We start from the raw sequence: 26,814 nt of genomic DNA, 5'->3' as shown, positions 1-26,814 counted from the left end.
CGCCATGCGGATCGATTTCACCAAGATGCATGGGCTCGGCAACGACTTCGTCGTGCTCGATGGACGCACCGGCGCGCTGCCGGTCGTGGATGCGGCGCTGGCCGCCGCGCTCGCCGACCGCCACACCGGCATCGGCTGCGACCAGCTGATCGTGCTGGCGCCTTCGGATCTCGGCGATTTCCGCATGCGCATCTTCAATGGCGACGGTAGCGAAGTGGAAGCCTGCGGCAACGCCACCCGCGCCATCGGCCTGCTCCATGGGCGTCCCGCCACGATCGAGACGCTGGGCGGAATGCTTGCCACCACGCCTACCGATGGCGGCATCAGCGTGGAAATGAGCAAGCCCCGTTTCGACTGGGATGCAATCCCGCTCGGCTATCCGATGGATACGCACCGGATGCCGGTGGCCTGGGAGGAGCTCGTCAATCCGATTGCAGTCAATGTCGGCAATCCGCACGTGATCTTCTTCGTTGAAGATCCATACCGGATCGACATGGCGCGCCTCGGCCCTCTGATCGAGACCGATCCGCTGTTTCCCGAGCGCATCAACGTCAATGTCGCGGCCGTCACCGCGCGCGATGCCATCAGCCTGCGCGTGTGGGAGCGCGGCGCCGGGCTTACCCGCGCCTGCGGCACCGGTGCCTGTGCGACTGCCATCGGCGCGATGAAGCGCGGCCTCGTGGATCGCAAGGTCACCGTCACCCTGCCCGGCGGCCCGCTCGCAATCGAATGGCGGGAAGACGACGAGATCGTCATGACCGGCCCCGCGACCGAATCGTTCCGGGGCTCGTTCGAAGCGGCGGACTACGGGATTCCAGATTGACCGTCGAAGTCCATTCGCTCGGCTGCCGCCTCAACATTTCGGAAAGCGAAACGCTGCGCGGGCTCTTGCGCGGCGTGTCCGACGCCGATGGGGATCTCGTGGTCGTCAATTCCTGCGCGGTGACGGCCGAAGCGGTGCGCCAGACCCGCCAGACCATCCGCCGCGCTCGCAAGGAACGGCCGGACGCGCGCCTGATCGTCACCGGCTGCGCCGCCGAAGTAGAGCGCGAGATGCTGGCAGCCATGCCCGAGGTCGATGGCCTGGTTCCGAACACCGCCAAGCTCGACCCACGCGCCTGGAACGTGCCCGCCGTACCTGCCCCCGCCGAACGCCGCGCCTATACGCGCGGTTTCGTGCAAGTGCAGAACGGCTGCGACCATGCCTGCACGTTCTGCGTGATCCCGCAAGGCCGCGGCCCCAGCCGCTCGCGCAGCGTCTCCGAGGTGCTGCACGACGTGGCGGTCCACCTCGACAGCGGCGTGAACGAGATCGTGCTGACCGGCGTGGACCTCACGTCTTGGGCCAGTGATCAGGGAAGTGATCTGGGAACTGATCGCGCCGGCGCCCCCCGCCTCGGCGCGCTCTGCGAAGCGATCCTCGCGCGCTTTCCCGCTCTGCCCCGCCTGCGCCTTTCCTCCATCGATGGCGCCGAAGTGGACGAGACCCTGTTCGAGCTGCTGGTCGGCGAAGCGCGGATCATGCCGCATGTCCACCTCTCGCTCCAGCATGGCCACGACCTGATCCTCAAGCGCATGAAGCGCCGACATTCCCGCGCCGATGCCATCGGCCTCGTCTCCAGCCTGCGCGCGCGCCGCCCCGAGATCGCCATCGGCGCCGACCTTATCGCCGGGTTCCCGACAGAGGACGAGGAGGCCCACGCGGCCAATCTCTCCATCCTGGGCGAACTGCAGGTCGTCCACGGTCACGTCTTTCCCTATTCGCAGCGCCCCGGCACCCCGGCGGCGCGCATGCCGCAAGTCGATCCCGCCGCGATCAAGGCGCGCGCCGCGCAGCTGCGCGACAGGATCGCCGAAATCAGGGCGAGCTGGCTGGCCGGCCTCATCGGCCACCCGCTATCCGTGCTTGCCGAAAGAGGTGGGAAAGGCCATGCGGAAAACTTCGCGCCCGTGCGCTTGCCTGCCCATGCGCAGCCCGGCGCGCTGATCCGCGTTACGCCCGCAAGGGTAGTCGAAGGAATACTGGAATCATGAGTACCGAAGGCCAGCAGGCTGAACGCGACTGGTCCGACCGCCTGTTCGGCGGCTTTCGCAAGACCTCCGAACGCCTGAGCGAGAATCTCTCCGGCATCGTCGGTAAATCGAAGCTCGACGACGCACAGCTCGATGCGCTCGAAGACGCGCTGATCATGTCGGACCTCGGCCCCCGCGCCGCCGCCCGCATACGCACCCGCCTTGCCGAAGAGCGCTTCGAGCGTGACGCCGATGAGCGCGCGATCATGGAAGTGGTCGCCCGCGAGATCGCCGAGATTCTACGTCCGGTCGCCAAGCCGCTCGATGTCGTCGCCTTCCCGCGTCCGCAAGTGATCCTCGTGATCGGCGTAAACGGCTCGGGCAAGACCACCACGATCGCCAAGCTGGCGCACTTGTTCCAGGAGCAGGATTATTCGGTCATGCTGGCGGCGGGCGACACTTTCCGCGCCGCTGCAATCGGCCAGCTCGGTGTCTGGGCCGACCGCCTCGGCATTCCGCTGATCAAGGGGCCCGAGGGCGGCGACCCTGCGTCGATCGTGTTCGATGCGGTCAAGGCCGCGACCGACCAGGGTATCGACGCTTTGATCGTCGATACCGCCGGCCGCCTCCAGAACAAGCGCGAGCTGATGGACGAACTGTCCAAGATCCGCCGCGTGCTCGGCCGCCTCAATCCCGAGGCACCGCATGACGTGGTGCTCGTGCTCGACGCCACCAACGGCCAGAACGCGCTCTCGCAGATCGAGATTTTCAAGGAAGTGGCGGGCGTCTCCGGCCTCATCATGACCAAGCTGGACGGCACCGCACGCGGCGGCGTCCTCGTCGCGGCGGCGGAGCAATACGGCCTGCCCATCCACGCCATCGGCGTCGGCGAGAAGATCGACGACTTGCGCCCCTTCAACCCGGACCTGCTGGCACGGGTCATCGCCGGAATCGCCTGATGAACGCCCACACCACCTCCGCGGAAAAGCCTAAGTCGAGCTGGGTCAACCTCGTCGTCGATTTTGGACCGCTGCTGGTCTTCTTCCTCGCCTACCGGCACTTTTCTCCAGCCGGCGAAGGCAGTACCATCGGCACCGTTTCCGCCGTCATCAAGGGCACTATCGCCTTCATGGTCGCCACCGTGATCGCGCTGGGCATCTCGAAATGGCGGCTCGGCCATATCTCGCCGATGCTCTGGCTGACGACGGTGCTGATCGTCGGATTTGGCGCGCTGACCGTGGTGTTCCACGACGCCTTCTGGATCCAGATCAAGCCCACCGCCGTCTACCTGATGTTTGCGGGCGTGCTGTTCTTCGGCCTGATGCGCGGGAAGGCCATGCTGAAGTATCTCCTCCAGTCCGCCTTCGAAGGTCTGACCGAGGAAGGATGGCTGAAGCTTTCACGCAACTGGGCCTGGTTCTTCCTGCTGCTCGCAGCGCTGAACACGGCACTGGTCTTCAGCGTGAGCTTCGAAACCTGGCTTCAGGCAAAGCTCTGGGGATTCACGGTGCTTTCATTCGTTTTCACCTTCTCCCAGCTTCCCATGGTGCTCAAGCACGGGATGGGCGAGGCCGCCAAGGAAGAAGTGATCGAGAATCCGCCGCACGACTGAGCGGGCCGCGATTCAGAATTCCGTTTCCGGCTCCACGGCATCTGCATCTGTCCGGGAGCCGGCCTGCGGTTCCATCGCGAACCTGACCCGCGCGACGCAACCCGTCGCGCCTTGCGGCGAACTTGCCAGCTTCGCCTGCTGCAGCATCTGGAGCGCCTGCCGCCCGAAAGCGTCGGAAGGCTGCGTCTGCACCACCCTGGCATTACCGATAGCGCCCCATGGGGCCACATCGTAGGCGACGATCGCCCAGCCTTCGATACGGCGGCGGCCATAAGCCGGCGGAAAACGCAGTGAAGGCGGAACGGCCCACTGCTTTTCCGCGGGACAGCTCGCGTTCTTCGGCTGATCGCCGGGGCCGGGCATCGGCGGCGCCGGGACCGTGGCGGGTTTCAGCCAGTAGGGAAAACGACAGGCCTGCCGCGCTCCCCCGGTAAACCGCGATCTGGCGACGGCTTTGACGGACTCTTTTTCGAGCGCCTGGTTGCCGCTGCCCGTCATGATGCGGGCATGGACCGACTTGCCATTTGCATCGAGGTCATAGGAGACCAGTGCCCACTCCCGCACACCGGGCTTCGCAGGTACTTTGCGAAAGTCCGGGTAGGCGCGTGTGAGAACCTGGGGCCGCGGACGCTCCATGCAGTCCCCCTCTCCCCACAAGCGGCTCCAACCCTGTCCCGGCAATCGACCTGAAATCGGGTCCATCGTATAAGCCGCGAGATCGGCGATCGTGGCTGCTGCGATCGGTATCTCTTTCGGCGTGAAGGTAATCGAGCACCCTTCGCGCGCCGCCGCCGGGAAATGGCTCGCCGCCAATGCCGGGCCGAGGTCGGTGCCGGGAGAATAACGGTCCTCGATCGAAATCGCCCGGCCCGAGGCGTCGATATCGAAGCGCAGGGTCACGCCTCCGCGCGCCATGGAATCGCGCCACAGACCCTTCAAAGGATGGACCAGCCCGGCCGTGTCAACCGGCGTGCCGTCGTTGCAGGTCACCGGTCCCGGCGCCCAGCCTGCAAGGCTCGGCCCTCCAGAAGCCCGCGCGCCGACCGTGTCGATCACGGGTAGCGGAGGCGGAACGAATCCCGCCGATGAGGGTGCGAGCAGCAAGCCAAACAAGAAGTTCATCGTCCCGGCTCCAGATCGTTTGCGCGAAAGCTAACACGATCAGAACACGGGATAATGACAAAATTCCCGTCAGATTTCGAGCTGACTGCCCAGTTCGACCACGCGATTGGTGGGCAGGCGGAAGAATTCCATGGCACTGGCGGCGTTGCGCATCATCCAGGCGAAGAGCTTCTCCCGCCAGATCGCCATGCCGGGCTTGGCCGAAGGCACCAGCGTCTGACGGGAGAGGAAGAAGCTGGTCTTCATCATCTCGAACGGGCCGCCGCACAGTTCGGAGTGGGCAAGCGCGGCCGGAATGTCCGTCTCTTCCATGAAGCCGTAGCGCAGCGTCATGCGATAGAAGCCCTGCCCAAGGTCGGTCACCGAGTAGCGCTCAGCAGGCTCGACATAAGGCACGTCCTGCACTTCGACCGTCAGAACCACCACGCGTTCATGCAGCACCTTGTTGTGCTTGATGTTGTGAAGCAGCGCCGAAGGCACACCGGCGTTGCTGGAGGCCATGAAAATCGCCGTCCCCGGTACCCGCGCGGCAGAACCGTGGGCGCTCTTGGCAAAGACGTTGAGCGGCAGCGCTGCCTCGGTCATGCGGTCGCGCATGAGGCGGCGGCCCTTGTTCCACGTCGTCAGCAAGGTGAAGGCGATGCCGCCGATCAGCAGCGGGAACCAGCCGCCATCCGGCACCTTGGTGGCATTGGCGGCGAAGTAGGCCCCGTCGACCACGAAGAAGGTGACGATGACGGGCACCGCCAGCCAAAGCTTCCAGCGCCACAGCACGATCAGCAGCACGGCCATGAGGCAGGTGTCGATCAGCATCGCACCCGTAACGGCGATACCGTAGGCGGACGCAAGGTTCGACGAATTCTGGAACACCAGTACCAGCACGATCACGCCGGTCATCAGGGCCCAGTTCACGAACGGGATATAGATCTGCCCGACCTCGTGCTCGCTGGTATGGCGAGTCGAGAGGCGCGGGATGAAGCCGAGTTGCATGGCCTGGTGGGTGATCGAGAACGCACCCGAAATCACCGCTTGGCTGGCGATGAAGGTAGCGCAGGTCGCGAGAATCACCAGCGGCAGGCGCAGGTTTTCGGGAGCGAGATTGAAGAACGGGTTCTTCATCGCCTCTGCCGCCGCAGAATCGTCCAGTCCGAGGATCATCGCCGCCTGGCCGAAGTAGTTTATCAGCAGGCAGGGCATGACCACGCCGAACCACGACAGCCGCAGCGGGCCGCGCCCGAAGTGGCCCATGTCGGAATAGAGCGCCTCGGCCCCGGTAACGGCCAGCACGACCGAGCCGAGCGCCAGGAAACCCAGCACCTTGTCGGTCATGAAGAACTGGATCGCGTACCACGGGTTCAGCGCCACCAGCACCGAAGGCATCTGCACGAGATGATAGATGCCGAGCACGGCAAGCACGGCGAAGTAGACCACCATGACCGGCGCGAAGAGCGCGCCGACCTTGGCGGTGCCGCTCTTCTGGATCACGAAGAGCGCGATCAGCAGCACCAGCGCGATGGGAAGTACCAGCGGTGCCAGCCGCGATTCGACCACGGTAAGACCCTCGACCGCCGAAAGCACGGAAACCGCAGGCGTAATCATCGAATCGCCGTAGAACAGCGAAGTCGCGAAGACGCCGAGCAGGACGACCAGCGGGCCATAGCGGGACTTGCGGATCGCGCCGGAAATCAGCGCAACAAGCGCGAGGCTTCCGCCCTGCCCCTTGTTGTCCGCCCGCATGAGGATACCGACGTACTGGACCGAAACCACCAGCGTCATCGACCAGAAGATCAGGCTGACCACGCCGAGAATATGGAGTTCATCGATCGCCAGCGGATGCGGGCCGACGAACGTTTCGCGGAACGCATAGAGCGGGCTGGTGCCGATGTCGCCGAACACGACGCCAACGGCGCCAAGTGCGAGCTTGGTTATATTGCCGGAACCATGTCCCCCGGCGGCGGGGGCTTTGCGCCCCGTCGCCGGATCGATCACCGTCGGAACGACAGCCGTGTCCGAACTTGCATCACTCATTCCAGCGCCCCGTAATGGACTTGTCGCGTCAGCATTTCACCGCCCCGACAAGCGCCCGCCGTTAGCAGCATGATAAGAGCCTAGCAACGACCGTTAGCGCTGCGTTCATGGGCGGGCCGACATGTCCTCGGGATTCTGCCCGGAGGACTGGCTGGCAATGAAGGCGTCCAGCCGCTGCAATTGCTCCGCCAGCGGGCCGCGCCAACCGGCATCGGCCGGAGCGTGTTCGAGAAGATCGGCCCAGAGCGCCCGCGCTTCCGGCAGCTTTCCGGACTGCGCCATGGCAAGGCCGAGGAAGTAGGGAGGCCCCGGCGCCTTCGGATCGGCCGCTCCCGCCTGGCGATAGGCATAGAGCGAGGCCGGTGTCAGTACGCCTTCCGAGTGGGCGACGAGCACGTTACCGAGCGCCAGCCAGCCCTCAGAATTCCTGGGATCGTCCTCGATCGCGCCGCGCAGCAGGCCGGCGGCGTCGATGTAGTGACCGTTGCGGGCAAGGCCGTCGGAAATCACCACCCAGCGATTGCTCGTCGGGATGCCCTCGCGGCTCAGCTTGCCGCGCGCCTCCACGAAGAATTCGCCGGCCTCGGTGTCCTGCGCCTCGGCCGCCTCCTTGGGTGCGCCGGGCTCGCTGGGGCGCCCCTGCGCGGCATAGCCCGCAATCCCCAGCATCAGTGCGGCAGCAATGGCCTCACGCCCGCCCCTCGGCGCCTTGAACACGAACACGATCAGCACAAAGGAAACGATCGCGAGCAGCGCGACGAAGACCCAGGTCACAGCGAATCTCCCGGCACCGGGCCGCCCCGTCGGAACCGTTTGCGTAGCAGCAATGCCGCCAGCGCCAACAGGAACAGCGGCACTGCAAACAACGGCCAGGTCAGCGCCGTCAGTTGCGGGGCATAACTGACATAGTCTCCGTAGCGTTCGATCAGCCAGCCGCGAATCGCTTCGGGGTCCTCCCCGGCGGCGATCCGCTCCCGCACGAGCGAGCGCATGGAACCGGCGATGGGTGCGTCCGAATCGGCGATCGACTGTCCCTGGCACTGCAGGCAGCGCAGCGTTTCCATCAACGTCTGGGCCTGTTGTTCCTTTGCGGGATCGTCAAGCTGGCGATAGGCATAAGGCGCGGTGGACTGCTCCTCCTGCGCCGCCGCGGGCAAGGCGGTCCACATGACCAGTGTCAGCAGCAATGCCGCGAAGAAACGGGTCACTGGCTCGCTTCCTTGAGCTTTTCGAGAATCAGCGGGATCTGGTCCGGCCTGATTTCGCCGATGTGCTGGTAGCGGATCACGCCCTTGCCATCGATCACGTAAGTCTCAGGCACGCCTGACGAACCGAGCGACAACTGCACCTTGCCGTCGTCATCCGCGCCGACCCGCTTGTAGGGATCGCCGTTTTCCTTGAGGAACCCTTGCAACGCCTCGGTGCTGTCCCTCACCGATATGCCCTCGATCGGGACTCCGGCCCGGGCCAAGGCTCCCAGTTGCGGCGCCTCGACACGGCAGGGAATGCACCAGGAGGCGAAGATGTTGACGAGATGGGGCTTGCCGTCAGCCATATCCGCACTGTTCAGTCCAGGCCGATCCGGCAATGCCGCGGGCAGGGAGAACGCCGGCATCGGCTTGCCGACAAGCGTGCTGGCCACGGTCTTGTCGGCCGGGCGATAGAGCCCGAGCATGACAAGCGCCACGAACGCCACGAACAGCGCCAGAGGCAGCCAGATCGCCCAGCGAGGCGCCTTGGCGGACGGTTCGCTCATGAGCGCTCTCCCAGCTGGGCCTGACGTTCGCGGCGGTACGCGATCTTGTCACGGGCGAAGATACGGCGAAGGTCGCTCGCCACGCGGCCAAGCAGGGCCAGGAAGCCGCCCAGCGCAATCATCAGACCGCCAAGCCAGATCATCGTCACGAAAGGTTTCCACCACAAGCGAAGCTGCCAGCGCCCATCCTCGGCTTCTCCGCCCAGAACCGCATAAAGCTGCCCGTTCCAGCGCGTCAGCAATGCCGATTCGCTGGTCTGCTGCGGCGGCGCCCAGAAACTGCGCGATTGCGGATCGATCTGAATCACCCGCCCGGTATCGCCATAGCGCACGAGCAGCCGCGCTTCGAGCGCCGTCCAGTTCGGCCCTGCCACCGGTTCCACGGTATCGAGTTTCACCTGCCACGGGCCGACTTCGGTAACGTCGCCGGCCTTCACCGCGACAAGCTTCTCGATCGAGAACGCGCTTTCGCAGCTCATCCCCAGTAGCGACACGGCAATACCGAAATGCGCCACCACCATGCCCCAGACCGGCAACGGCGTGCGGCGCAGGTTCCGCCCCTTGAGCGGCAGGACGCTGGCCCATCCCAGGCCGAGCGCCAGCGCGAAGCCCAGCGTCGACAACAACGAGACACCGCCGATCGCCACCATGGCAATCATTCCCGCAACGATCAGCATGGCCGGGATCACCAGAGTCTTGCCGATGCGCGGGAACGAATCGCGCCTCCAGCGCAGCAGCGGCCCCACCATCAGCACGATCAGCATCGGAACCGCGAAAAGCGCGCCCATCGGATTGAAATAGGGCGGCCCGACGGAGACTTTCGCACCCATCGCCTCGGCCACCAGCGGATAGAGCGTGCCGAACAGGACGATGCCGAGAATCGCCGAAAGCATGACGTTGTTGAACACGAGAGCGCCCTCGCGGCTGACGACGGCAAAGCGCTCGCCTTCGGTCACGGTCGCCGCGCGCAGGGCAAACAAGATGAGCGCTCCGCCGATATTGATCGCCAGCAGCGCAAGGATGAAAGATCCGCGCTCGGGGTCGACCGCGAAAGCATGGACGCTGGTCAGAATGCCTGAGCGCACGAGGAAAGTGCCGATCATCGACATCGAGAACGCCACCACCCCGAGCATCATCGTCCAGGCGCGCAGCGCATTGCGCGCTGCCAGCACGCTGACCGAATGGAGCAAGGCTGTCGCCGCCAGCCATGGCATCAACGAGGCGTTTTCGACCGGATCCCAGAACCACCAGCCGCCCCAGCCAAGCTCGTAATAGGCCCAGTAGGAGCCGGCCGTAATGCCGACCGTCAGGAAAATCCAAGCGCCGAGTACCCACGGGCGCATAGCCCTTGCAAAGGCAGGGCCGACTTCCCGGGTGACGAGCGCGCCGATCGCGAAGCTGAAGGCAACGGACAGACCGACGTAGCCGAGATAGAGCGTGGGCGGATGGAACGCGAGGCCGAGATCCTGAAGCAGCGGGTTGAGTCCATTGCCCTCCTGCGGAACCGGCAAGAGCCGTTCGAACGGATTCGAGGCGATCAGCAGGAAGGCATAGAAGCCGAGGCTGACGAAAGCCTGCCCCGCGAGCGTCGCCAGCATGGTCGGCTCCGGCAGCCGCTTCTCCACGAGCGCCACGAACCCACCAGCCACACCCATGACGGTGACCCAGAGCAGCATCGAGCCCTCGTGGTTACCCCAGGTTCCGGCGATCTTGAAGATCAGCGGCTTCATCGAATGCGAGTTCATCGCCACCAGCTTCACCGAAAGGTCGGTGGAAGCGAACAGGTCGACGAGGGCCATGAAGGCAACGAGAGCCAGAAGGCCCTGCACGACGGCGACGGGACGCACGATGCCCGCCAGCGATGCCCCGCGCGCCGTCAGCGAAAGAGCACCCGCGATCAGTTGCAGGCCAGCGAGTGCAGCGGCCAGCCAAAGCGCTGCAAGTCCGAGTTCCGCGATCATTTCGACTGGTTCATTTCGTCTCGCGCATGACCTGCTCGGCCTGTTCCCTGCTCATGTCCTGCATTTCACGCGGCACGTAGTTCTCGTCATGCTTGGCCAGGAGATTGTCAGCCTGGAAGGTTCCGCCCGCGTCCAGATGGCCCTCCGCCACGACGCCCGAGCCTTCCACGAAAAGCGAAGGAACGATGCCCTTGAACCGCACGGGAACATGCGCCTTGCCGTCCTGCACGGCAAAGGCAATCGTCACCCCATCGGCCTCCGTCCTCAGCGACCCCTTCTCCACCATGCCGCCAAGGCGCACTGCCCGGCCCGGCTCCGGCGGATTGGCCACGATTTCGCTCGGCACATAGAAATAGCTCGCCTGGTTGCGCAGCGCCCAGGCTGCAAGCAGGCCCGCACCGATCAGCACCACCAGCGCGATCACCAGCAGGATCAGCCTCTGATGTTTCGCCTTGATCCCCGACGTCTTTGGAATTCCCGAAATCGCGGCCACCGTCAGCGCTTCCTCGCTTCGTCGCGGCGCTTTTCCGCGCGCTTCATCGACAGCAGGGACCAGGCGACCATCGCCGCGGTCGCACCCACGCCGATTGCATAAGCGGCCATCACGAAAGCCCAGGGGTCCATCGTCTCGCGCATCAGTTCGTCCCCCTCTCCATCGTCTCAGTATGCCTCGCTCAGCGCCTTGCGCCGTAAGCGGGCCTCCGCCTGCTGGTTGGCCAGAATCGCCCTCATCCGGGCCAGTACGCAACCTGCGAAGAGCAAGGTGAAGCCAAGCATCGCGAAAAGCAGCGGCCAGAGGAACGCCCCCGACATGGCCGACTTGCCGACCGTGATCGATGGCGCCTGATGCTGGCTGTTCCACCAGATCACCGAATAATGGATGATGGGAATGTTCACCGCGCCAACCAGGCCGAAGATCGCCGGGGCGCGGTTCTGTCCGCCGTCGGAAGCCTCGCTCGCTTGCGAAAGCGCCATCCAGCCGAAATAGAGGAACAAGAGCACCAGCATGCTGGTAAGGCGCCCGTCCCACACCCACCAGGTGCCCCAGGCCGGCCGCCCCCAGAGGGAGCCGGTAACGAGGCAGACCGCGGTGAAGACCGCACCGGGTAGGGCACAGGCCCGCGCTGCAATCGCCGCGAGCGGGTGGCGCCAGACGAGTTCGGTGAAGCTGGCTGCGGCGATACCCATCCAACCGGCCATGCCGAGCCAGGCTGCGGGAACATGAAGGTAGACGATTCGCACCGTTTCGCCCTGAAGGCGTTCAGCCGGACCGAAGAACAGCCCCCATCCCAAAGCAGCCAGGGCAACGAGGATTCCCGCCCCCATGCAAAGCGGCATCAGCCAACGGGCGATGCGCAGGAAGCGGGCGGGATTGGCAAAGCCGTGCATGTCAGGAGGCTTCTATCGTTCGCGGTGAAAGGAGCAAGTGGCCTAAGTGAAAGCGCTGCGCTTTTCACCCGGCAAATGCCCCATGGCACGATGGATAAAAGATAAAATGGGGCGATCGATGGGGTTCGAACCCACGACCTCCGGTACCACAAACCGGCGCTCTAACCAACTGAGCTACGATCGCCACACGAGAAAACACAGGCCTTGCCGTGTCTTTCCGAAGCCCCGCGTCCGTTTCGCTGCGAAGCGACCGTTGCGGGAGCGCGCCCTTTGCACAAGGTTTGCCGACTTGAAAAGCAAAAAGTCGAGGTCGAGCGCAAAAAATCGGAACGAGGCCGATCCAATGCAATTTTACCGGCATGATCCCCCCGCTAAAGCAGGGCTCATGAATGCTCCCGGCGAATCATCTGGCCAGATCCTGCTCGCACGTTCCGGCGTGCAACGCTTCCCATCCTCGAGGCTCGACCTGTTCGTCCTGCGCGATTTCCTCAAGGAGGCAGAATGCGAAGAACTCGTCGCCCTGATCGAGGCGCGGCATCGCCCGTCCACGATCGCCAACTTCAATGGCGACAATGCCTTTCGCACCAGTTCCACCTGCGACCTCTCGCCCGATGTTCCCGCGGTTGCGGCACTGGCGGAGAAGCTGTCGAAACTGTCGGGGATCGACCCTGCCCACGCCGAGCCGCTGCAAGGGCAGCGCTACGAGGTAGGGCAGGAGTTCAAGGCCCACACCGACTATTTCGAGCCCAACAACGACGACTACAAGAAGTACTGTACGGTGTCCGGGCAGCGCACCTGGACCTTCATGATCTACCTCAACACGGTAGAAGCCGGCGGCGCGACGCGGTTCAAGGTGATCGACAAACTGGTCCAGCCGGAACGCGGCAAGCTCATCGCCTGGAACAATCGCCGCCCGGACGGCACACTCAATCCCGCAACGCTTCATCACGCCATGAAAGTGCGCAAGGGACTCAAGTACGTCATCACCCAGTGGTATCGCGAAAAGCCTTGGGGATGACGGTTCGAGGATGAGCGGCCGAGGAGTGGCGCGCCGCCGGTCCCCAGCCGCTTGGGCATTTACTTCGGCGCGCTGATCACGGCGCAGGCGATGCGGCCGCCGGCATTGCCCGCGGGCTGGCTGGTATAGTCGTCAGGGTCGGCATGGATCACCAGGGCCGAACCATCGGCATCCGCAAGAGACTTGGCGCCTGCCGCAAGGGTCACGCCCGTGTTCAGAACCTGTGCCTTGAGCAGACCGTCAGTCCCGACATGCTGGTTCGGCATGTCTCCGCCGTGCGGACCGCCCATGACCATGAGGCCGTGCTTGTGCTCGCCGCCGGTGAAGTGACCGCCCGCCGTCGTGAATTTCTGGGCAGGATCACACAGGCCCTTCTCATGGAAATGGAAACCGTGATCGCCGGCGGGCAGTCCCTTCAGGTCAGTCGTCACGAGGACGCCGGCAGGCGTGTCCTGCAGCATCACCATTCCAAGCGACTTGCCGTCGAGGCCGATCACGTCTGCATGAACCATCGGACCGCTCGCGGCGGCAGGCGCGGTATCCTGGGCAAGTGCCTGGCCGGCCACGACAGCGGCACCACATGCCGCCAGGATTTTCAGGGTACGGATCATTGCGCTTCTCCATTTGCGAGCCGGTTGACCGGCATCTGCGAACTTCCGCCGCCCTGCCCTTACGGATTTTCCGCAGGGCAAAGGCGCGCGGTGACTGACCGTTAACGATATTGGCCGAAATTGGCTCCGAGAACTCAATGGCCGAAAATCAAGCGGCCAGAAAATCCCTCGGGAAGCCAAGGACATCGCACAGTGAACGCACCGCTCGCAAGGCTCAAGGCCTGCTCTCCGCAAACGCGGGACGAACGGCGGCGGGAAGACCGCCACATAACGTGCCACGAGGCAACACTCGAATCGCTTCGTGGCGGCTGCATGGGCGTGCAACTCGCCGACGTTTCCGCCCACGGATGCAGCGTGCGCGGTGAAGCGACATGGCTGCGGCAAGGCGCCTTTGTTTCGATTCGCCTCGGCACGAGCGCGAAACTGGACGCCATCGTCCGCTGGGTGCGCGGCGACGCGGCAGGCATGGAGTTCCTGCATCCGGTCCCGGCCGACCGATTCGATTGGCACGACCTGATGGATTTCGGGTTCGAAGCCTGACCGTCAGGATGCCGCATCTGCAGCAGGCAACAAAAAAGGCGGCCTCGAAAGGCCGCCTTCTTCGTGTTCGTGAAGCTGACTTCGCGCTCAGTTCTTCTTGAGCGAAAGGCCACCGAAACGCTTGTTGAACTGGGCAACGCGGCCGCCGTCCTGCAGCTGAGCCTTGCCGCCGGTCCAGGCCGGGTGCGACGTCGGATCGATGTCGAGAACCAGCGTGTCACCTTCCGAGCCCCAGGTCGAGCGGGTCTGGAACGTGCTGCCATCGGTCATCTGAACGGTGATCAGGTGGTAGTCGGGATGGGTATCGGCCTTCATGTCGTATCTCTCTTCGCATATGGCCGGTTCCGACCGGCCTGCTTGGGAAAGCGGCGCCCTTACAGGGGCAGCCCCGAAATTGCAAGGATTAAGGGGAAGGCAAGCCCTCCCCCCATCCGTCAGGCGTCGGCGATCATGGCGGTGAAGTTGACCTCGCAGGTCACCTTTTCGCCGATCGAGGCCTTGCCCCAGAACTTGCAGACACGCGAACGCTTCTGAACGAAGCCGGCCCGCAGGTCGAGCAGGTTGCCCGGCGTCACGGGGTTACGGAACTTCGCTTCCTCGATCGCCATGAAGTAGACCAGCTTGCCGGTCCCTGCGAGGCCAAGCGCTTCAATCGCAAGAATTCCCGCCGCCTGCGCGAGCGCCTCGATCTGAAGCACGCCGGGCATGATCGGACGGCCGGGGAAGTGCCCCTGGAAGAAGTCCTCGTTGAAGCTCACGGCCTTGACCGCGTGGATCTCGTTCTCATCGAACGAGACCACACGGTCGACAAGCAGCATCGGGTAGCGATGCGGCAGCGCCGCCAGGATCTTCGCGGTGTCGTAGACGAACTCGGTCGAATCGCTCATCGCTCTACCCGCCGTCGCTCTTAGCGGCCCGAGGCCGCCGGAGCAGGCTGCTGCTGCGCCGGAGCGGTGGTGTTGATCGTGGTCAGCGCGCCGTTCAGCGCGGTCAGAACGTCGGTGGTGATGTCCAGCGACGGATCATAGGCCAGCGTCTGGCCCATCTCGACCAGCATGTTGGCGCCGCGCTTCTGCATCGCCGGCTTGTAGAGGTTCTGCAGCTGCGCCTGGATCTGCTGGCCGACATAGGCCTGGTTGCGCTGGATCTGCTGCTGCTGGCCCTGCAGTTCCTGGCCGGCCTGCTGTTCCTTCTGCTGGTAAGCCTGGATGCGGGTCTGCAGCGCGGCGTCGGGCTGCTTGCCGCCCAGTGCCTTCACAGCGGTTTCGAGACCCTGTGCTTCGGGCTGAAGCGAAGCCTGAAGCTGGTTGCGACGTGCTTCGAAGGTCTGGATCTGCTGCTGCAGCGCCTGGTTGGCGGTCTTGCAGGCGTTGCATTCGCGCGCAACGCGGTCAAGGTCGACCACGGCAACCTTCGAGGCGGGTACGGCCTGCGCCAGCGCGGGCTGGGCCAGAGCGACAAGCGCCAGGCCCGAGGCCAGAGCGGCGGACTTGAGAAGCATGTTCATCAGAATTGAGTTCCCACGTTGAAAGTGAAGGTCTTGGTGTTGTCGCCGTCGTACTTCAGCAGCGCCTTGGAGATGTCGATACGGAACGGGCCGAAAGGCGAGTTCCAGTTGACGCCGAAGCCGATCGCGACGCGGGGCTTCCAGGTGTTGCCGACGAAGGTTTCGTCGAAATAGGTGGTGGTGCCGTAAAGCGTGTTCGCCTCGCCGGTAACCGTATTTGTCGGGCTGGTAACGTACGAGATCGTCCCGTCCGACGCAGTCTGCTGGTAAAGCTGATTGCCGTCGGAATCGCGATTGCCGATGAAGCAGCCCGCCTTGCAGTGGCTCAGCTCGGGCGACTTGATCGCCCATACCGCGCCGGCATCCACGAAGATCGAGGGACGAAGGCCCATTTCACGAGCGCCGGAACCGAGCGGAATTTCAAGCTCGGCACGGCTCATGTAGTAGTAGCGGCCACCCAGCGCGTCATCCGAATCCGAACTTACTTCGTTGTTGGAGGCAGCCGTCGCGTCGGCGTAATAGCTACGCACCACGCGCGGACCGATGCCGCGAATGCCGAAGCCGCGAATCTGGGGCTCGCCCAGATAGAAGCGATCGGTCAGGCGAATATCGTCGCCGCCCCAGCCCTTGATCGCACCGCCCTCGCCCTGGAGCGAGAAGATGAAGCCACTGCCCAGCGGCCAGTACTTCGCGGCATTCGCACGCAGGCGCACATACTTCACGTCGCCGCCAAGACCGGCCACGTCGATGTTGGTCGAGATGGTTTCGCCGCGGGTCGGGCGCATGCGATTGTCGAGGTTGTCGTAGATCAGCGAGAAGCCGAGGATCGAGCTCAGCCGCTGGCCGATCGCGTCGCAGAGATAGCGTCCTGCGCGAAGCGGATCGCAAACGTATTCGCCGTTGGAATTGACGGAATAATACGTGCTCTTGGACAAGGTCACGTCGTCGTAGTTGAGCGTGTAGCGGCCAACCGCGGTGAGGTACTCGGTCAGCGGAACACCGGCACGAACCTGGAAGCCGGTGGTCGACTGCTGGTAGGTCGTGTTGCGGTCCGAGTTGTAGTACTGGAAGCTGTTGTAGTCGCGGCGATAGATGTCCACGCCCAGCGAGACGTTCTTGTCGAACAGGTAGGGCTCCACGAAGCTCGCTTCGACCGACTTCGAGTAGGACGAATAGCTGCCCGAAAGACCGATCGTCTGACCGCGGCCGCGGAAGTTGCGCTGGCGGATCGAGGCCTGGAAGATGAAGCGCTCAAGGCTCGAGAAACCGGCCGAGAGCTGCAGCTCTCCGGTCGGCTTCTCCTCGAGGTTGGCTTCGAGGATAATGCGATCTTCGGCGGAACCGGGCTTCTGTTCGACCTCGAACTTCTCCTGGAAGTAACCGAGAGACTTGATGCGGTTGGTCGAACGCTTGACCTGCAGCGAGTTGAAAGCGTCACCTTCGGCGAGACGGAACTCGCGGCGGACGACCTTGTCCTGGGTCAGGGTGTTGCCGTTGATGTCGATCCGCTCGACATAGACGCGCGGCGCCTCCTGGATCACGAAGGTCAGCCCCATGGTGAGGTTTTCCTTGTCGCGATCGTACTGCGGACGCACGTCGGCGAAAGCATAGCCGAAGGCACCGGCGGTGTCGTTCAGGCCCTCGATGGTGTCTTCGACGAGCTTGGCGTTGTACCAGTCGCCCTTCTTCATCGACAGGTTCTTCGCCAGCTTCTCGCCGTCGAAGTCGCGCAGCTGGCTTTCGACCTTCACGTCGCCGAACTTGTAGCGCTTACCTTCCTCCACCACATAAGTGATGATGAAGTCCTTCTTGTCCGGCGTCAGTTCGGCGACCGCCGAAACCACGCGGAAATCGGCATAACCCTGCGTCAGGTAGAACTGGCGCAGCTTCTGCTGGTCGAAGGCCATGCGATCGGGATCGTAGCTGGTTCCCGAGCTGAAGATGCGCGTGATGCGCGACTGCTTCGTCACCATCTGGCCGCGCAGTTCGCCGTCGGAGAAGTGCTCGTTGCCAAGGATGTTGATCTGGCGGACCTTGGACTTGTCGCCCTCGGTGATCTCGAAGACGATGTCGACGCGGTTCTGGTCGAGCATGACCATCTTCGGCTCGACGGTCGCGGCGTAGCGGCCCTGACGCTTGTAGAGTTCGATGATGCGCGCAACGTCGGCGCGGATCTTCGAGCGGGTGAAGATCTGGCGCGGAGAGACCTTGATCTCCGGCAGGATCTTGTCGTCCTTGATGCGCTTGTTGCCCTCGAGGATGATGCGGTTGACGACGGGGTTTTCCTTGACCTGGATGGTCACGACACCCTTGTCGTTGGTTACCTGCACTTCCGAGAACAGTTCGGTGCCGTAAAGATCCTTCAGCGCGGCGTCACCGGCAGCCTTGGTGTAGGGCTGGCCCACGCGCAGCTTGATGTAGGACATGACCGTCTGCGCCTCGAGGCGCTCGGCCCCGGTAACCTGGATAGTCAGGATCGTCTCGGCAGGCTCTGCCGCAGCGGCCGGCGCGGCTGCGGGAGCCGAAGACGCTGCTGCGTCCTGCGCAAATGCCGCATCTGGCACGCCTGCGAGGATCGTGGTTCCCAGGAGCACTGCTGCAAGCTGCGGCGCACGGCGGGCGTCAGTGCTGCGACCCATTACCAATCCCATCATTCTACGCAAATTCCCGTATTCGCTTTCGCGAGGACCCCGATCGATCCGCCAGGCTGCCTGTCAAAATGACAGACAATCGCGCCCATCTGCCCGATGGACGACGTCCAATCAAGCAGCCAATCCCGGCGGAAATGTGATCGCTGATGAATTCCTTCAGCCTATCCCCCGAAAATCGGGAGAGAAGCCAGATCGTTGACAGTGACGAACAGCATCAAGGCCAGCACGAGTGCCACCCCGGTGCGGATCGCCCATTCCTGACTGCGCAGGCCCAAGGGCTTCCGACGGACCAGTTCAGCCGCGTAGAAAGCCAGGTGCCCGCCGTCGAGCCCAGGAATTGGCAGGAGATTGATGAATGCCAAGTTAATCGAGATCATGGCCACGAAGCCCACGAAAGGCTCCCAACCAAGGGTGAACTGCTCACCGGAATACTTGGCGATCTTGATCGGGCCGCCCAGTTCCCGGACCGAACGGTCCCCGACGATGATCTGGCGGATTCCCGTGATCATGGTGCCCATGGTCGCGAAGCTCCGCTCCACGCCGATGCCCAGCGCCTGAACCGGACCGACAGCCTCCCGGCGGCCGAAGCCCGACTGAACACCGATGCGACCGATGGTCTCTGTGCGGCCATTGCTGCCTGTCTGCGTCGCGCTGCCGATCGTCATCGGCAGCACATGGGCTTCGCCCTTGCGCATTACCGTGATCGTGACCTTCTGCCCCGCCCGCGACATGATGAGCGGCGGCACCTGAAGGAAGCTCGTCACGCCGACGCCATCGACCGCGACGATACGGTCGCCGATCTCCATGCCCGCCTCCTCGGCAGGCGAATCGCCGAAGAAACCGCTGACCACGGGAACCGCAAAATCGATGCCGATGTCGCCGATCCGGGCCTTGTTGCCGAACCTGTCGCTAACTTCCTCGCCGGAAAGCTTGACGGGGAGCGTGACATTTCGCCCGTCGCGATCGACCATCACGTTCACGGTCTTGTTCGGGAAGTAGACTGTATGTTCGGGGATATCGGTGATGCTGCCGATGCGGTTGCCATCAATGGCGACGATGCGATCCCCGACCCGCAGCCCCGCCTGCTTCGCGGCCGACGATTCGGAGAAACCCGCCACTTCGGCATCGGCGATCAGGCGTCCGTTCGCATAGACGAAACCGGCCAGGATCAGCACGCAGAGCAGGAAATTGGTCAGGGGGCCGGCCAGAACGATCAGCGCCCGCTGCCAGAGCGGCTTGACGTGGAAGGTGCGCGCCCGCTCCTGCGGAGTCAGGCCGTCTTCCGCCGCGCTCGGCGCCGAAGCCGGGTTCATGTCGCCAGCGAACTGGACATAGCCGCCCAGCGGCAGCGCCGAGAGCTTCCAGCGAGTACCCCGCCTGTCGGTCCAGCCGGCGATCTCCTTGCCGAAGCCGATCGAGAAGGCATCCGCCTTCACGCCGAACAGCCTTCCGACCAGATAGTGGCCGAGTTCGTGGATCAGCACGAGCGGCCCGAGAACCAGCAGGAACGCGAAGATCGTCGTCAGCAGATTGGGCGATCCGGTCAAATCAGAGAATCTCCATCGGACCGCGTATCGTCACGCGGCCCCTGCGAGCATGCTTGCCCTTGCCCGCGCCTCGCCGTCAACAGCCAGTACGTCCGACAGGCTCGCGGGCGGGGCCGGCGAATAGGCGCCGAGCACGTCCTCGACCTGGGCGGCGATGCGGGTGAAGGGTATCCGGCCACCGAGAAAAGCGGCCACCGCCACCTCGTTAGCGGCATTGAGCACGGCGGGGATGCCGCCTCCGGCCTCCGCAGCTTCTCTGGCAAGACGCGTTGCGGGAAAACGCACTTCGTCGGGACGGCGGAAGGTGAGCTCACCGATTTCCGCAAGGTCGAGCGGCGCGCAGGGCGTGTCCATCCGCCCCGGCCACGCCAATGCCGAGGCGATCGGCACCCGCATGTCGGAAGGTCCGAGCTGCGCCAGTGTCGAACCGTCGCGGTATTCGACCATCGAATGGACGACCGATTGCGGGTGGACGATGATGCGGAGACGATCGAGGCCCACCGGGAAGAGATAGTGCGCCTCGATCAGTTCGAGGCCCTTGTTGAACATCGTCGCCGAATCGACGCTGATCTTCGCGCCCATGTCCCAGTTCGGATGCTTGACCGCCTGCGCCGGAGTGGCCAGCGTCAGCTTGTCGAGCGACCAGTCCCGGAACGGCCCGCCACTGGCGGTGAGCGTGATCCAGCGAACATCGTCGAGATCGTTGCCCTGAAGGCACTGGAAGATCGCATTGTGCTCGGAATCGATCGGCAGCAGCGTGGCACCGTGACGGGCGACGGCGGCCGTCATGACCTCACCGGCCGAAACCAGGGCTTCCTTGTTCGCGAGCGCAATGACGCGGCCCTGCTCGATCGCGGCCATGGTGGGCGCGAGGCCCGCGCAGCCGACGATGGCGGCAACCGTGACGTCGGCGCCGCGCGCCGCGGCCTCGACCAGCGCGGCCTGACCGCCTGCCGCCTCGATTCCCGTGCCGGCCAGCGCTTCGCGCAAGTCCGCGAGACTGGCCTCGTCGGCGACGACGGCGATTTGGGCGGAAAACTCCACCGCGAGCCGCGCCAGTTCAGGCACGTTGGCGTTGGCGGTCAGCGCCACGACCCGCCAGTCGGCGGGGCTGCGCCGCACGAGGTCCAGCGTCGAGGCGCCTATCGAGCCGGTGGCTCCGAGAACGGAAATGGTGCGCATGGTCGTCATCGCGGCTGGAACAGGATCATGAGGCCTAACACGAAAAGCACCGCGAGCAAGCCGTCGAGCCGGTCGAAGAAACCGCCGTGGCCCGGAATGAAGTGGCCCGAATCCTTGACCCCTGCCCGCCGCTTCATCCAGCTCTCGAAGAAATCTCCGGCCTGCGCGCAGACGGCGAGGAGGATGCCGGTCATCAGGCAGGTTGCGAATAGCGGCACCGGGTTTGCCGTCAGGTACCAGCAGGGCTGCATCCCGAAGCAAGCCGGACCGTCGGCGGCATTGCCCTGCGGATGGACCGAGATCAGCCCCTCCTGCCAGAACCTGGCGGCACCGAACAGCACCAGAGTGGCACCTAAAACGCCGCCAAGGAGGCCGGACCACGTTTTCGAAGGACTGATGGCAGGCGCGATTTTCGGACCCCCCAGTGCACGTCCGGTAAAGTAGGCGCCGACGTCGACTCCGATCACCGCGAGCAGCACCGTCAGCAGCGGCGCCAGGCTGAATGCGGGGTTGCGGAGGAACAGCAGCATGGCGGCGCCGATGCCGACGTAGACCATGCCGCCGAAGTTGAAGGCTGCCCGCTCCGCCGGGTTCTGCGTGCCGCCCCGCGCGAGCTTGACCCATTCCCACAGCACGCCGAGCGCCACCGCGCAGACGAAGGCGGTCCAGACCACGCCGCCGAGCCACAGCGTGCTGCCCGCGACCAGCAGCATGACTGCCGCCGAGATGCTCCGCACCTTGAGGTCGGCGTTCTTCTTCACCGGATCAGCGTCCGCCATAACGTCGGTCCCGCGTGGAGAAATCTTCGAGAGCCTGCCGCAAGTGTTCGGCGGTGAAATCCGGCCAGAGCACTTCGGTGAACATCATCTCGGCATAGGCGGCCTGCCAGAGCAGGAAGTTCGACAGCCGCACTTCGCCCGAAGTGCGGATCAGCAGGTCGAGCGGCGGCAGGTCCGCGGTATCGAGCTCGGCCGCGATGCTCTCGGGCGTGATCGGTCCCTTGGCGGCCGCCTTGGTGGCGGCGCGGGCGATCTCGTCCTGCGAACCGTAGTTGAGCGCGACCGCCAGCGTGGTCCCGGTGTTGCCGGCGGTGCGGGCGACCGCACCTTCGACCAGTTCCACGACGTCGGGCTTGAACGCCTTGTAATCGCCGATGATCTTGAGCCGCACCCCTGCCGCTGCGAACTCGTCGAGGTCGGAGAGGATGAAGCGCTTCATCAGGCTCATGAGGTCGGAGACTTCCTCCTCCGGCCGGCGCCAGTTCTCGGTCGAAAAGGCGTAGAGCGTCAGCGCCTCCAGCCCCATCTCGCGCGCGCCGCGCACCACGCGCCGAACCGATTCGACGCCGCGCTGGTGGCCCAGCGCGCGCGGCAGGTGGCGCTTCTTGGCCCAGCGCCCGTTACCATCCATGATGATGGCAACATGGCGCGCCGAGACGGGTTCACTCTTCGCCATCAGACATTCCTCCAAGCGGACCGCAAGGCCTCACTTGCCGAGGATTTCCTTCTCCTTGCGGCCGAATTCCTCGTCGAGCTGCTTGATGATATCGTCGGTCAGCTTCTGGACTTCGGTTTCGCCGCGCTTGCGCTCGTCTTCCGAGATTTCCTTCTTCTTCTCGTCCGCCTTCAGGTTCTCGATACCGTCACGGCGCACGTTGCGCACGGCGACGCGCGCCTTTTCGGCATAGGAGCTGGCGAGCTTGGCCAGTTCCTTGCGGCGTTCCTCGGTCAGGTCGGGAATGGGCAGGCGCAGGGTGTTGCCGTCGCTGATCGGGTTGAGGCCGAGACCGGCCGAGCGGATCGCCTTTTCGACGGGGCCGATGTTCGACTTGTCCCACACCTGCACCGAAAGCATGCGCGGCTCGGGCGCCGAAATCGTGGCGACCTGGGTGATCGGCGTGTTCGCGCCGTAGACGGTGACCATGATCGGTTCGAGCAGCGCCGTATTGGCGCGGCCGGTGCGCAGGCCCGAGAGATCGTGCTTGAGCGCGTCGATGGCGCCCATCATGCGGCGCTCGAGGTCCGCCTTGTCGTACTTGGCCATGAATCAGGCTCCTTTCTGGACGACCGTCTTGATGCCGCCACCCGCGAGAACAGTGGCAAGATTGCCCTTCTCGCGGATCGAGAACACGACGATCGGGATTGAGTTGTCGCGGCACAGGGCCACGGCGGAGGCGTCCATCACCTTCAGGTTGTCGGCAAGGACGGTGTCGTAGTCGACCGAATCATAACGCTTCGCGTCGGGATTGGTCTTGGGATCGCTGTCGTAGACGCCGTCCACGCTGGTGCCCTTGAGCAGGGCGTCGCAGCGCATTTCGGCGGCGCGCAGGGCAGCGCCCGAATCGGTCGTGAAATAGGGTGCGCCCACGCCGGCGGCGAAGATCACCACGCGGCCCTTTTCGAGGTGACGCTCGGCGCGACGGCGGATCACCGGCTCGCAGACCTGATCCATCTGGACGGCGGACTGCACGCGGGTTTCCACGCCCAGCTGCTCAAGCGCGTTCTGCATCGCGAGCGCATTCATGACAGTGGCCAGCATGCCCATGTAGTCGGCCTGCGCACGGTCCATGCCGCGCGCGGCACCGGCCATGCCGCGGAAGATATTGCCGCCGCCGATGACAAGGCAGATCTCCAGCCCGGTCTCCTTGGCCGCCTTCACTTCCCTGGCGAGTTCAGCGACGAAATCGGGGTCGATCCCGAACTGCTGGCTCCCCATCAAGACCTCGCCCGACAGTTTGAGAAGGACGCGCTTGTAGGGGGAAGAACTCATGGCCGCACAATCTCCTCTGGGCAGGACCGCCCGGCTTTAGGAGCGCGCGCGCGGATTGCCAAGGGGCGAGCTTGTGGATGAGCGCGGGCGACCCGCAGAAAAGGCCCCAGTTTGACTTGCCTAAGATGATAGGCAAGAAAAACACTATGGGGACTTCGTATATTGCTCGGCATCACCTTTCCTGTCTTGCGGCGATGACGATATTCGTCAGTTTGAGGGGCGATGCTCCGCCAACGCAATATGAATCATTGCCATCATCAGGCAGCGAACAACCGGCTACCTGCAAGCCCGAACTGCGGCCTGACGATCCGGCCCTTCTCACGCGCGAAACGCGTGGCTATTTTCCTAAAGAATGGACATCGCTGGGCCTGCAATGCAATCGTCACTGCTTACCGCTATTCTCGCCTTTTGAAAGAGAATGGTATTCCGATGCCCTCGCCGCAGCGGGGGAGCCATCCTTGGCTTCGGCCTCATTGTCCGATCGGACTGAACAAGAACAGTTTCGATTTACGTGGCTGCCCACTTTCCATCATCCGGTGGTCGTGCGTGTAACTTTCGACGCGGAGGGCGGCCGACTGGACGCCGTAGAACTTTCAGGCTCAGGGGGCTATGAGCCCGGCAAGATCGGCCGACAGATCCATCGCCCCTTGCAGCCGGATGAACTGGTTAAAATCAGGCAGGCATCGGCCGAGACAATGCTGTTCGAATTCCGCAGCGTCGAATGCGGCAAGGTCGGAATCGACGGATCCGAATGGCTTTTCGAAAAACGTGACGCCAATGGCTATCACTTTGGCAATTACTGGGCCCCGGAAAAGAACAGGGCACGCCGCACAGGCGAATTAATGCTGCGCTTGACGGGCTGGAAGTTCAGGAAAATTTACTGAAGCCTCACGCTCCGATCAGTCGTTCCCGCTCTCGTGTATCATAGGCACACTGCGCTTCTCCCACCATCGCCATGCGTCGCTCGGCCCAGTCGATCATTGCCTGAAGCGCCTCGATAAGTTCGCTGCCAAGCGGCGTGATCGCATAACTGACGGTGACAGGCACAGTCGGCACGACATGACGCGCGACCAGCCCGTCCCGCTCCAGCGAACGTAAGGTCTGGCTCAGCATCTTCTGCGAGATTCCGTCGATCCGGCGCTTGAGCGCATTGAAGCGCATCTGGCCCCCGCCAAGCGTCGTCAAAATCAGCACGCTCCACTTATCGGCAATACGGTCGAGCAGCTGCCGGGTCGGACAATTCGCGGCATAGACGTCCGGCTGCCTGCCGCCGGTTTCCTCCGGGTAACCCGGTGCGATGAAAGTGCCTTCTTGCATAGGCGCACCCCATGCCACACTTGGTCACTATTGGAAACTAGTGGAGTAATCGTAATGAAGATCGCAGTCCTCGGCGCCAGCGGCCGCGCCGGATCGGAAATCGTCAAAGAAGCCGCCGCACGCGGCCATGAAGTGCTCGCCATCGCGCGCAATCCCGAAAAGATCGCCGCTGCTCCGGGCGTAACCGCCGAAGCCGGCGACGCCGCAGACCCCGAAGCCCTCGCGGCGCTCATCGCCGGTAGCGACGCCGTGATCAGCGCCCTGCACTTCGACGTTCCGGCCGAAACCTTGCTTTCCGCAATCCGCAAGGCCGGAGTTTCGCGCCTGCTGGTCACCGGCGGCGCCGCCAGTCTCGAAGTGGCGCCCGGCAAGCGCCTCATCGATTCGCCCGACTTCCCCGAGGAATGGAAGCCCTTTGCCATGGGCGGCATCACCTTCCTCGACGCCCTGAGAAAGACGGACGACGTGGACTGGACGTTCTTCTCGCCCGCAGCGCTGATCTTCGAAGGCCCGCGCACCGGCTCCTATCGCCCCGGCACCGACCAGCTCGTCACGGACGAAGCGGGCGAGAGCAAGATCAGCTTCGCCGACTACGCCATCGCCATGGTGGACGAACTGGAAGCCCACAACCACAGCCGCGCGCGCTTCACCGCTGCGTACTGATCCGGCGCTACGGCACGCATAGAAAAAGGGCCGGGAAGCCAACGCTCCCCGGCCCTTTTCTTATCTCGGTATCCGCGAAGGATCAGCCGGCGACAGCGGCAGCCACTTCGGCTGCGAAGTCGGTGACTTCCTTCTCGATGCCTTCGCCGAGCTGGAAGCGGACATAGTCCTTCAGCACGATCTTGGCGCCGGCTTCCTTGCCGGCCTGGTCGACGACCTGCTGGATCGGGGTCTTGTTGTCCATGACGAAGACCTGCGAGAGCAGAGCGTTTTCCTTGGCGTACTTGGCGATCGCACCGTCGACCATCTTGGCCTGCACGGCTTCGGGCTTGCCCGATTCCGCGGCCTTTTCTTCGGCGATCTTGCGCTCGCGCGCGATCAGCTCGGCGTCGAGGTCGTCGGCGTTGAGGGCCAGCGGGAAGGCAGCGGCGATGTGCATCGCGATCTGCTTGCCGAGCGCTTCGAGAACGTCAGCCGAAGCTTCCGATTCGAGAGCGACGAGCACGCCGATCTTGCCGAGGTTCGGCGCAGCAGCGTTGTGCATGTAGGGAACGACGAGGCCCTGAGCGACTTCGACGGTCTTCAGGCGGCGAACCTGCTGGTTCTCGCCGATGGTCGCAACGTTGTTGGTCAGCGCGTCGCCAACGGTGCCGCCATTCGGGTAGGCAGCGGCCTTGAGCGCTTCCACGTCGTCACCGGCAACGCCGAGGGCGACTTCGGTGGTCTTGCGGACGAAGTCCTGGAACTGGTCGTTCTTCGCAACGAAGTCCGTTTCCGAGTTCACTTCGACGGCAACGCCCTTGGTGCCGGTGACGGCAACGCCGACCAGACCTTCGGCAGCCGTGCGGCTCGACTTCTTGGCGGCAGCGGCCAGACCGCGAGCGCGCAGCGCGTCAACGGCGGCTTCGAGATCGCCACCGGTCTCGTCGAGGGCCTTCTTGCAGTCCATCATGCCGGCGCCGGTGCGCTCGCGCAGGTTCTTCACGTCAGCGGCGGTGTAAGCCATCGCTCAAATCCTCTTGCTTGGTGGGGCCGCATTTCACGGCCTTTAAAATGCCCAGGTCGCCCTGCGACCCGGAAATGGAACGCGCGCCAGGCCCATTGGACCCGGCGCGCGACAATTCCATG

The 26,814-nt window shown here is 64.1% G+C and carries 30 protein-coding genes and 1 tRNA gene; 8 read left to right on the top strand and 23 right to left on the bottom strand.

Features of this window, described 5'->3' with window-relative positions:
• Positions 1–4 precede the first annotated feature (4 nt).
• The 4 genes from dapF to U9J33_RS07025 are packed head-to-tail and all read left to right on the top strand — an operon-like array spanning position 5 to position 3,625.
• The gene (dapF, locus tag U9J33_RS07040; RefSeq protein ID WP_324698710.1) at positions 5–823 is read left to right on the top strand and encodes a diaminopimelate epimerase; all 819 of its coding nucleotides are present in this window, start codon (positions 5–7) and stop codon (positions 821–823) included.
• Complete coding sequence (locus U9J33_RS07035) at positions 820–2,034, top strand: MiaB/RimO family radical SAM methylthiotransferase (protein WP_324698709.1); 1,215 nt, start codon at positions 820–822, stop codon at positions 2,032–2,034. Before dapF ends, U9J33_RS07035 begins: the two co-directional genes overlap by 4 nt.
• Positions 2,031–2,972 carry a signal recognition particle-docking protein FtsY gene (gene ftsY / locus U9J33_RS07030; protein WP_054439702.1) on the top strand — a complete coding sequence of 314 codons (942 nt, stop codon included), beginning with the start codon at positions 2,031–2,033 and terminating at the stop codon, positions 2,970–2,972. Before U9J33_RS07035 ends, ftsY begins: the two co-directional genes overlap by 4 nt.
• A complete protein-coding gene (locus U9J33_RS07025; protein ID WP_324698708.1) occupies positions 2,972–3,625 on the top strand; it encodes an inner membrane-spanning protein YciB in 654 nt (217 codons plus the stop codon). Before ftsY ends, U9J33_RS07025 begins: the two co-directional genes overlap by 1 nt.
• 12 nt (positions 3,626–3,637) lie before the next feature.
• Here the strand turns inward: U9J33_RS07025 and U9J33_RS07020 are convergent, their stop codons facing one another.
• From U9J33_RS07020 to U9J33_RS06975, 10 genes are all read right to left on the bottom strand, one after another.
• Complete coding sequence (locus U9J33_RS07020) at positions 3,638–4,747, bottom strand: TonB family protein (RefSeq protein ID WP_324698707.1); 1,110 nt, start codon at positions 4,745–4,747, stop codon at positions 3,638–3,640.
• Between the two features lie 69 nt (positions 4,748–4,816).
• The gene (locus U9J33_RS07015) at positions 4,817–6,775 is read right to left on the bottom strand and encodes a potassium transporter Kup (protein WP_185997771.1); all 1,959 of its coding nucleotides are present in this window, start codon (positions 6,773–6,775) and stop codon (positions 4,817–4,819) included.
• 105 nt (positions 6,776–6,880) lie between these two features.
• Positions 6,881–7,549, bottom strand: coding sequence for a cytochrome C biosynthesis protein (locus tag U9J33_RS07010; RefSeq protein WP_324698705.1), 669 nt, complete (start codon positions 7,547–7,549; stop codon positions 6,881–6,883).
• Complete coding sequence (locus U9J33_RS07005; RefSeq protein ID WP_082370474.1) at positions 7,546–7,944, bottom strand: cytochrome c-type biogenesis protein; 399 nt, start codon at positions 7,942–7,944, stop codon at positions 7,546–7,548. Before U9J33_RS07005 ends, U9J33_RS07010 begins: the two co-directional genes overlap by 4 nt.
• Before the next feature lie 35 nt (positions 7,945–7,979).
• Positions 7,980–8,531 carry a DsbE family thiol:disulfide interchange protein gene (locus tag U9J33_RS07000; RefSeq protein WP_324698704.1) on the bottom strand — a complete coding sequence of 184 codons (552 nt, stop codon included), beginning with the start codon at positions 8,529–8,531 and terminating at the stop codon, positions 7,980–7,982.
• Positions 8,528–10,492 (bottom strand): heme lyase CcmF/NrfE family subunit, encoded by a 1,965-nt coding sequence (locus U9J33_RS06995; RefSeq protein WP_324698703.1) that lies wholly within the window; start codon positions 10,490–10,492, stop codon positions 8,528–8,530. Before U9J33_RS06995 ends, U9J33_RS07000 begins: the two co-directional genes overlap by 4 nt.
• Before the next feature lie 10 nt (positions 10,493–10,502).
• Complete coding sequence (ccmE, locus tag U9J33_RS06990) at positions 10,503–10,985, bottom strand: cytochrome c maturation protein CcmE (RefSeq protein WP_420719869.1); 483 nt, start codon at positions 10,983–10,985, stop codon at positions 10,503–10,505.
• 2 nt (positions 10,986–10,987) lie between these two features.
• The gene (locus tag U9J33_RS06985) at positions 10,988–11,128 is read right to left on the bottom strand and encodes a hypothetical protein (RefSeq protein ID WP_324698702.1); all 141 of its coding nucleotides are present in this window, start codon (positions 11,126–11,128) and stop codon (positions 10,988–10,990) included.
• 24 nt (positions 11,129–11,152) lie between these two features.
• On the bottom strand, positions 11,153–11,881 hold the full coding sequence (gene ccmC, locus U9J33_RS06980; protein WP_324698701.1) for a heme ABC transporter permease CcmC: 729 nt from the start codon (positions 11,879–11,881) through the stop codon (positions 11,153–11,155).
• 107 nt (positions 11,882–11,988) lie between these two features.
• A tRNA-His gene (locus U9J33_RS06975) sits at positions 11,989–12,065 on the bottom strand.
• 201 nt (positions 12,066–12,266) lie between these two features.
• Here U9J33_RS06975 and U9J33_RS06970 point away from each other — a divergent pair.
• Positions 12,267–12,899, top strand: a complete 633-nt coding sequence (locus U9J33_RS06970) for a prolyl hydroxylase family protein (protein ID WP_185997775.1) — start codon at positions 12,267–12,269, stop codon at positions 12,897–12,899.
• Positions 12,900–12,958: 59 nt separating this feature from the next.
• On the opposite strand, the gene U9J33_RS06965 is transcribed toward U9J33_RS06970, so the two are convergent.
• Positions 12,959–13,510 carry a superoxide dismutase family protein gene (locus U9J33_RS06965; RefSeq protein WP_054439723.1) on the bottom strand — a complete coding sequence of 184 codons (552 nt, stop codon included), beginning with the start codon at positions 13,508–13,510 and terminating at the stop codon, positions 12,959–12,961.
• Between the two features lie 192 nt (positions 13,511–13,702).
• On the opposite strand from U9J33_RS06965, the gene U9J33_RS06960 reads away from it, so the two are divergent.
• On the top strand, positions 13,703–14,050 hold the full coding sequence (locus U9J33_RS06960; RefSeq protein WP_324698700.1) for a PilZ domain-containing protein: 348 nt from the start codon (positions 13,703–13,705) through the stop codon (positions 14,048–14,050).
• Between the two features lie 87 nt (positions 14,051–14,137).
• Here the strand turns inward: U9J33_RS06960 and rpmE are convergent, their stop codons facing one another.
• The 10 genes from rpmE to pyrH all read right to left on the bottom strand — a co-directional run bounded on the left by rpmE (position 14,138) and on the right by pyrH (position 23,706).
• The gene (rpmE, locus tag U9J33_RS06955) at positions 14,138–14,365 is read right to left on the bottom strand and encodes a 50S ribosomal protein L31 (protein ID WP_054439727.1); all 228 of its coding nucleotides are present in this window, start codon (positions 14,363–14,365) and stop codon (positions 14,138–14,140) included.
• Between the two features lie 119 nt (positions 14,366–14,484).
• Positions 14,485–14,937, bottom strand: a complete 453-nt coding sequence (gene fabZ / locus U9J33_RS06950; protein ID WP_054439729.1) for a 3-hydroxyacyl-ACP dehydratase FabZ — start codon at positions 14,935–14,937, stop codon at positions 14,485–14,487.
• A 20-nt stretch (positions 14,938–14,957) separates the two neighbouring features.
• Positions 14,958–15,557: an OmpH family outer membrane protein gene (locus U9J33_RS06945; RefSeq protein ID WP_054439732.1), complete on the bottom strand. Its 600-nt coding sequence runs from the start codon at positions 15,555–15,557 to the stop codon at positions 14,958–14,960.
• Positions 15,557–18,196 carry an outer membrane protein assembly factor BamA gene (gene bamA, locus U9J33_RS06940; RefSeq protein WP_231636063.1) on the bottom strand — a complete coding sequence of 880 codons (2,640 nt, stop codon included), beginning with the start codon at positions 18,194–18,196 and terminating at the stop codon, positions 15,557–15,559. The genes U9J33_RS06945 and bamA overlap by 1 nt, the downstream gene beginning before the upstream one ends.
• Positions 18,197–18,369: 173 nt before the next feature.
• Positions 18,370–19,755, bottom strand: coding sequence for an RIP metalloprotease RseP (rseP, locus tag U9J33_RS06935; RefSeq protein WP_324698699.1), 1,386 nt, complete (start codon positions 19,753–19,755; stop codon positions 18,370–18,372).
• A 30-nt stretch (positions 19,756–19,785) separates the two neighbouring features.
• Positions 19,786–20,937, bottom strand: a complete 1,152-nt coding sequence (locus tag U9J33_RS06930; protein WP_324699019.1) for a 1-deoxy-D-xylulose-5-phosphate reductoisomerase — start codon at positions 20,935–20,937, stop codon at positions 19,786–19,788.
• A gap of 5 nt (positions 20,938–20,942) precedes the next feature.
• On the bottom strand, positions 20,943–21,716 hold the full coding sequence (locus U9J33_RS06925) for a phosphatidate cytidylyltransferase (RefSeq protein ID WP_054439739.1): 774 nt from the start codon (positions 21,714–21,716) through the stop codon (positions 20,943–20,945).
• A complete protein-coding gene (uppS, locus tag U9J33_RS06920; protein WP_132469080.1) occupies positions 21,703–22,392 on the bottom strand; it encodes a polyprenyl diphosphate synthase in 690 nt (229 codons plus the stop codon). Before uppS ends, U9J33_RS06925 begins: the two co-directional genes overlap by 14 nt.
• 30 nt (positions 22,393–22,422) lie before the next feature.
• Entirely contained in the window at positions 22,423–22,980 is a 558-nt protein-coding gene (gene frr, locus U9J33_RS06915; RefSeq protein WP_132469079.1) for a ribosome recycling factor, read from the bottom strand.
• Positions 22,981–22,983: 3 nt separating this feature from the next.
• Positions 22,984–23,706 carry a UMP kinase gene (pyrH, locus tag U9J33_RS06910; protein WP_054439743.1) on the bottom strand — a complete coding sequence of 241 codons (723 nt, stop codon included), beginning with the start codon at positions 23,704–23,706 and terminating at the stop codon, positions 22,984–22,986.
• Positions 23,707–23,783: 77 nt separating this feature from the next.
• Between pyrH and U9J33_RS06905 the strand changes: the two genes are divergently transcribed.
• Positions 23,784–24,590, top strand: a complete 807-nt coding sequence (locus U9J33_RS06905; protein WP_324698698.1) for a hypothetical protein — start codon at positions 23,784–23,786, stop codon at positions 24,588–24,590.
• Positions 24,591–24,594: 4 nt separating this feature from the next.
• Here the strand turns inward: U9J33_RS06905 and U9J33_RS06900 are convergent, their stop codons facing one another.
• Positions 24,595–25,023: a helix-turn-helix domain-containing protein gene (locus tag U9J33_RS06900; RefSeq protein ID WP_324698697.1), complete on the bottom strand. Its 429-nt coding sequence runs from the start codon at positions 25,021–25,023 to the stop codon at positions 24,595–24,597.
• 54 nt (positions 25,024–25,077) lie between these two features.
• Between U9J33_RS06900 and U9J33_RS06895 the strand changes: the two genes are divergently transcribed.
• On the top strand, positions 25,078–25,686 hold the full coding sequence (locus U9J33_RS06895; RefSeq protein WP_197283093.1) for an NAD(P)-dependent oxidoreductase: 609 nt from the start codon (positions 25,078–25,080) through the stop codon (positions 25,684–25,686).
• 82 nt (positions 25,687–25,768) lie between these two features.
• Here the strand turns inward: U9J33_RS06895 and tsf are convergent, their stop codons facing one another.
• Positions 25,769–26,692, bottom strand: coding sequence for a translation elongation factor Ts (gene tsf / locus U9J33_RS06890; protein ID WP_054439749.1), 924 nt, complete (start codon positions 26,690–26,692; stop codon positions 25,769–25,771).
• Positions 26,693–26,814: the final 122 nt, after the last annotated feature.

The sequence above is a fragment of the Novosphingobium sp. RL4 genome (assembly GCF_035658495.1).
Taxonomy (GTDB): Bacteria; Pseudomonadota; Alphaproteobacteria; order Sphingomonadales; family Sphingomonadaceae; genus Novosphingobium.
Note: the sequence above shows the minus strand (reverse complement) of the source record. Positions and strands in the feature narration are given on the sequence as shown.

What these genes read in the sequence shown, in the direction of transcription:
- dapF (WP_324698710.1), top strand. Translation starts at nt 5, where the DNA reads ATGCGGATCGATTTCACCAAGATGCATGGGCTCGGCAACGACTTCGTC.
- ftsY (WP_054439702.1), top strand. Translation starts at nt 2,031, where the DNA reads ATGAGTACCGAAGGCCAGCAGGCTGAACGCGACTGGTCCGACCGCCTG.
- U9J33_RS07025 (WP_324698708.1), top strand. Translation starts at nt 2,972, where the DNA reads ATGAACGCCCACACCACCTCCGCGGAAAAGCCTAAGTCGAGCTGGGTC.
- U9J33_RS07020 (WP_324698707.1), bottom strand. Translation starts at nt 4,747, where the DNA reads ATGAACTTCTTGTTTGGCTTGCTGCTCGCACCCTCATCGGCGGGATTC.
- U9J33_RS07015 (WP_185997771.1), bottom strand. Translation starts at nt 6,775, where the DNA reads ATGAGTGATGCAAGTTCGGACACGGCTGTCGTTCCGACGGTGATCGAT.
- U9J33_RS07005 (WP_082370474.1), bottom strand. Translation starts at nt 7,944, where the DNA reads ATGTGGACCGCCTTGCCCGCGGCGGCGCAGGAGGAGCAGTCCACCGCG.
- U9J33_RS07000 (WP_324698704.1), bottom strand. Translation starts at nt 8,531, where the DNA reads ATGAGCGAACCGTCCGCCAAGGCGCCTCGCTGGGCGATCTGGCTGCCT.
- U9J33_RS06995 (WP_324698703.1), bottom strand. Translation starts at nt 10,492, where the DNA reads ATGATCGCGGAACTCGGACTTGCAGCGCTTTGGCTGGCCGCTGCACTC.
- U9J33_RS06985 (WP_324698702.1), bottom strand. Translation starts at nt 11,128, where the DNA reads ATGCGCGAGACGATGGACCCCTGGGCTTTCGTGATGGCCGCTTATGCA.
- ccmC (WP_324698701.1), bottom strand. Translation starts at nt 11,881, where the DNA reads ATGCACGGCTTTGCCAATCCCGCCCGCTTCCTGCGCATCGCCCGTTGG.
- U9J33_RS06970 (WP_185997775.1), top strand. Translation starts at nt 12,267, where the DNA reads ATGAATGCTCCCGGCGAATCATCTGGCCAGATCCTGCTCGCACGTTCC.
- U9J33_RS06965 (WP_054439723.1), bottom strand. Translation starts at nt 13,510, where the DNA reads ATGATCCGTACCCTGAAAATCCTGGCGGCATGTGGTGCCGCTGTCGTG.
- rpmE (WP_054439727.1), bottom strand. Translation starts at nt 14,365, where the DNA reads ATGAAGGCCGATACCCATCCCGACTACCACCTGATCACCGTTCAGATG.
- fabZ (WP_054439729.1), bottom strand. Translation starts at nt 14,937, where the DNA reads ATGAGCGATTCGACCGAGTTCGTCTACGACACCGCGAAGATCCTGGCG.
- U9J33_RS06945 (WP_054439732.1), bottom strand. Translation starts at nt 15,557, where the DNA reads ATGAACATGCTTCTCAAGTCCGCCGCTCTGGCCTCGGGCCTGGCGCTT.
- bamA (WP_231636063.1), bottom strand. Translation starts at nt 18,196, where the DNA reads ATGGGTCGCAGCACTGACGCCCGCCGTGCGCCGCAGCTTGCAGCAGTG.
- U9J33_RS06930 (WP_324699019.1), bottom strand. Translation starts at nt 20,937, where the DNA reads ATGCGCACCATTTCCGTTCTCGGAGCCACCGGCTCGATAGGCGCCTCG.
- U9J33_RS06925 (WP_054439739.1), bottom strand. Translation starts at nt 21,716, where the DNA reads ATGGCGGACGCTGATCCGGTGAAGAAGAACGCCGACCTCAAGGTGCGG.
- uppS (WP_132469080.1), bottom strand. Translation starts at nt 22,392, where the DNA reads ATGGCGAAGAGTGAACCCGTCTCGGCGCGCCATGTTGCCATCATCATG.
- frr (WP_132469079.1), bottom strand. Translation starts at nt 22,980, where the DNA reads ATGGCCAAGTACGACAAGGCGGACCTCGAGCGCCGCATGATGGGCGCC.
- pyrH (WP_054439743.1), bottom strand. Translation starts at nt 23,706, where the DNA reads ATGAGTTCTTCCCCCTACAAGCGCGTCCTTCTCAAACTGTCGGGCGAG.
- U9J33_RS06905 (WP_324698698.1), top strand. Translation starts at nt 23,784, where the DNA reads ATGAGCGCGGGCGACCCGCAGAAAAGGCCCCAGTTTGACTTGCCTAAG.
- U9J33_RS06900 (WP_324698697.1), bottom strand. Translation starts at nt 25,023, where the DNA reads ATGCAAGAAGGCACTTTCATCGCACCGGGTTACCCGGAGGAAACCGGC.
- U9J33_RS06895 (WP_197283093.1), top strand. Translation starts at nt 25,078, where the DNA reads ATGAAGATCGCAGTCCTCGGCGCCAGCGGCCGCGCCGGATCGGAAATC.
- tsf (WP_054439749.1), bottom strand. Translation starts at nt 26,692, where the DNA reads ATGGCTTACACCGCCGCTGACGTGAAGAACCTGCGCGAGCGCACCGGC.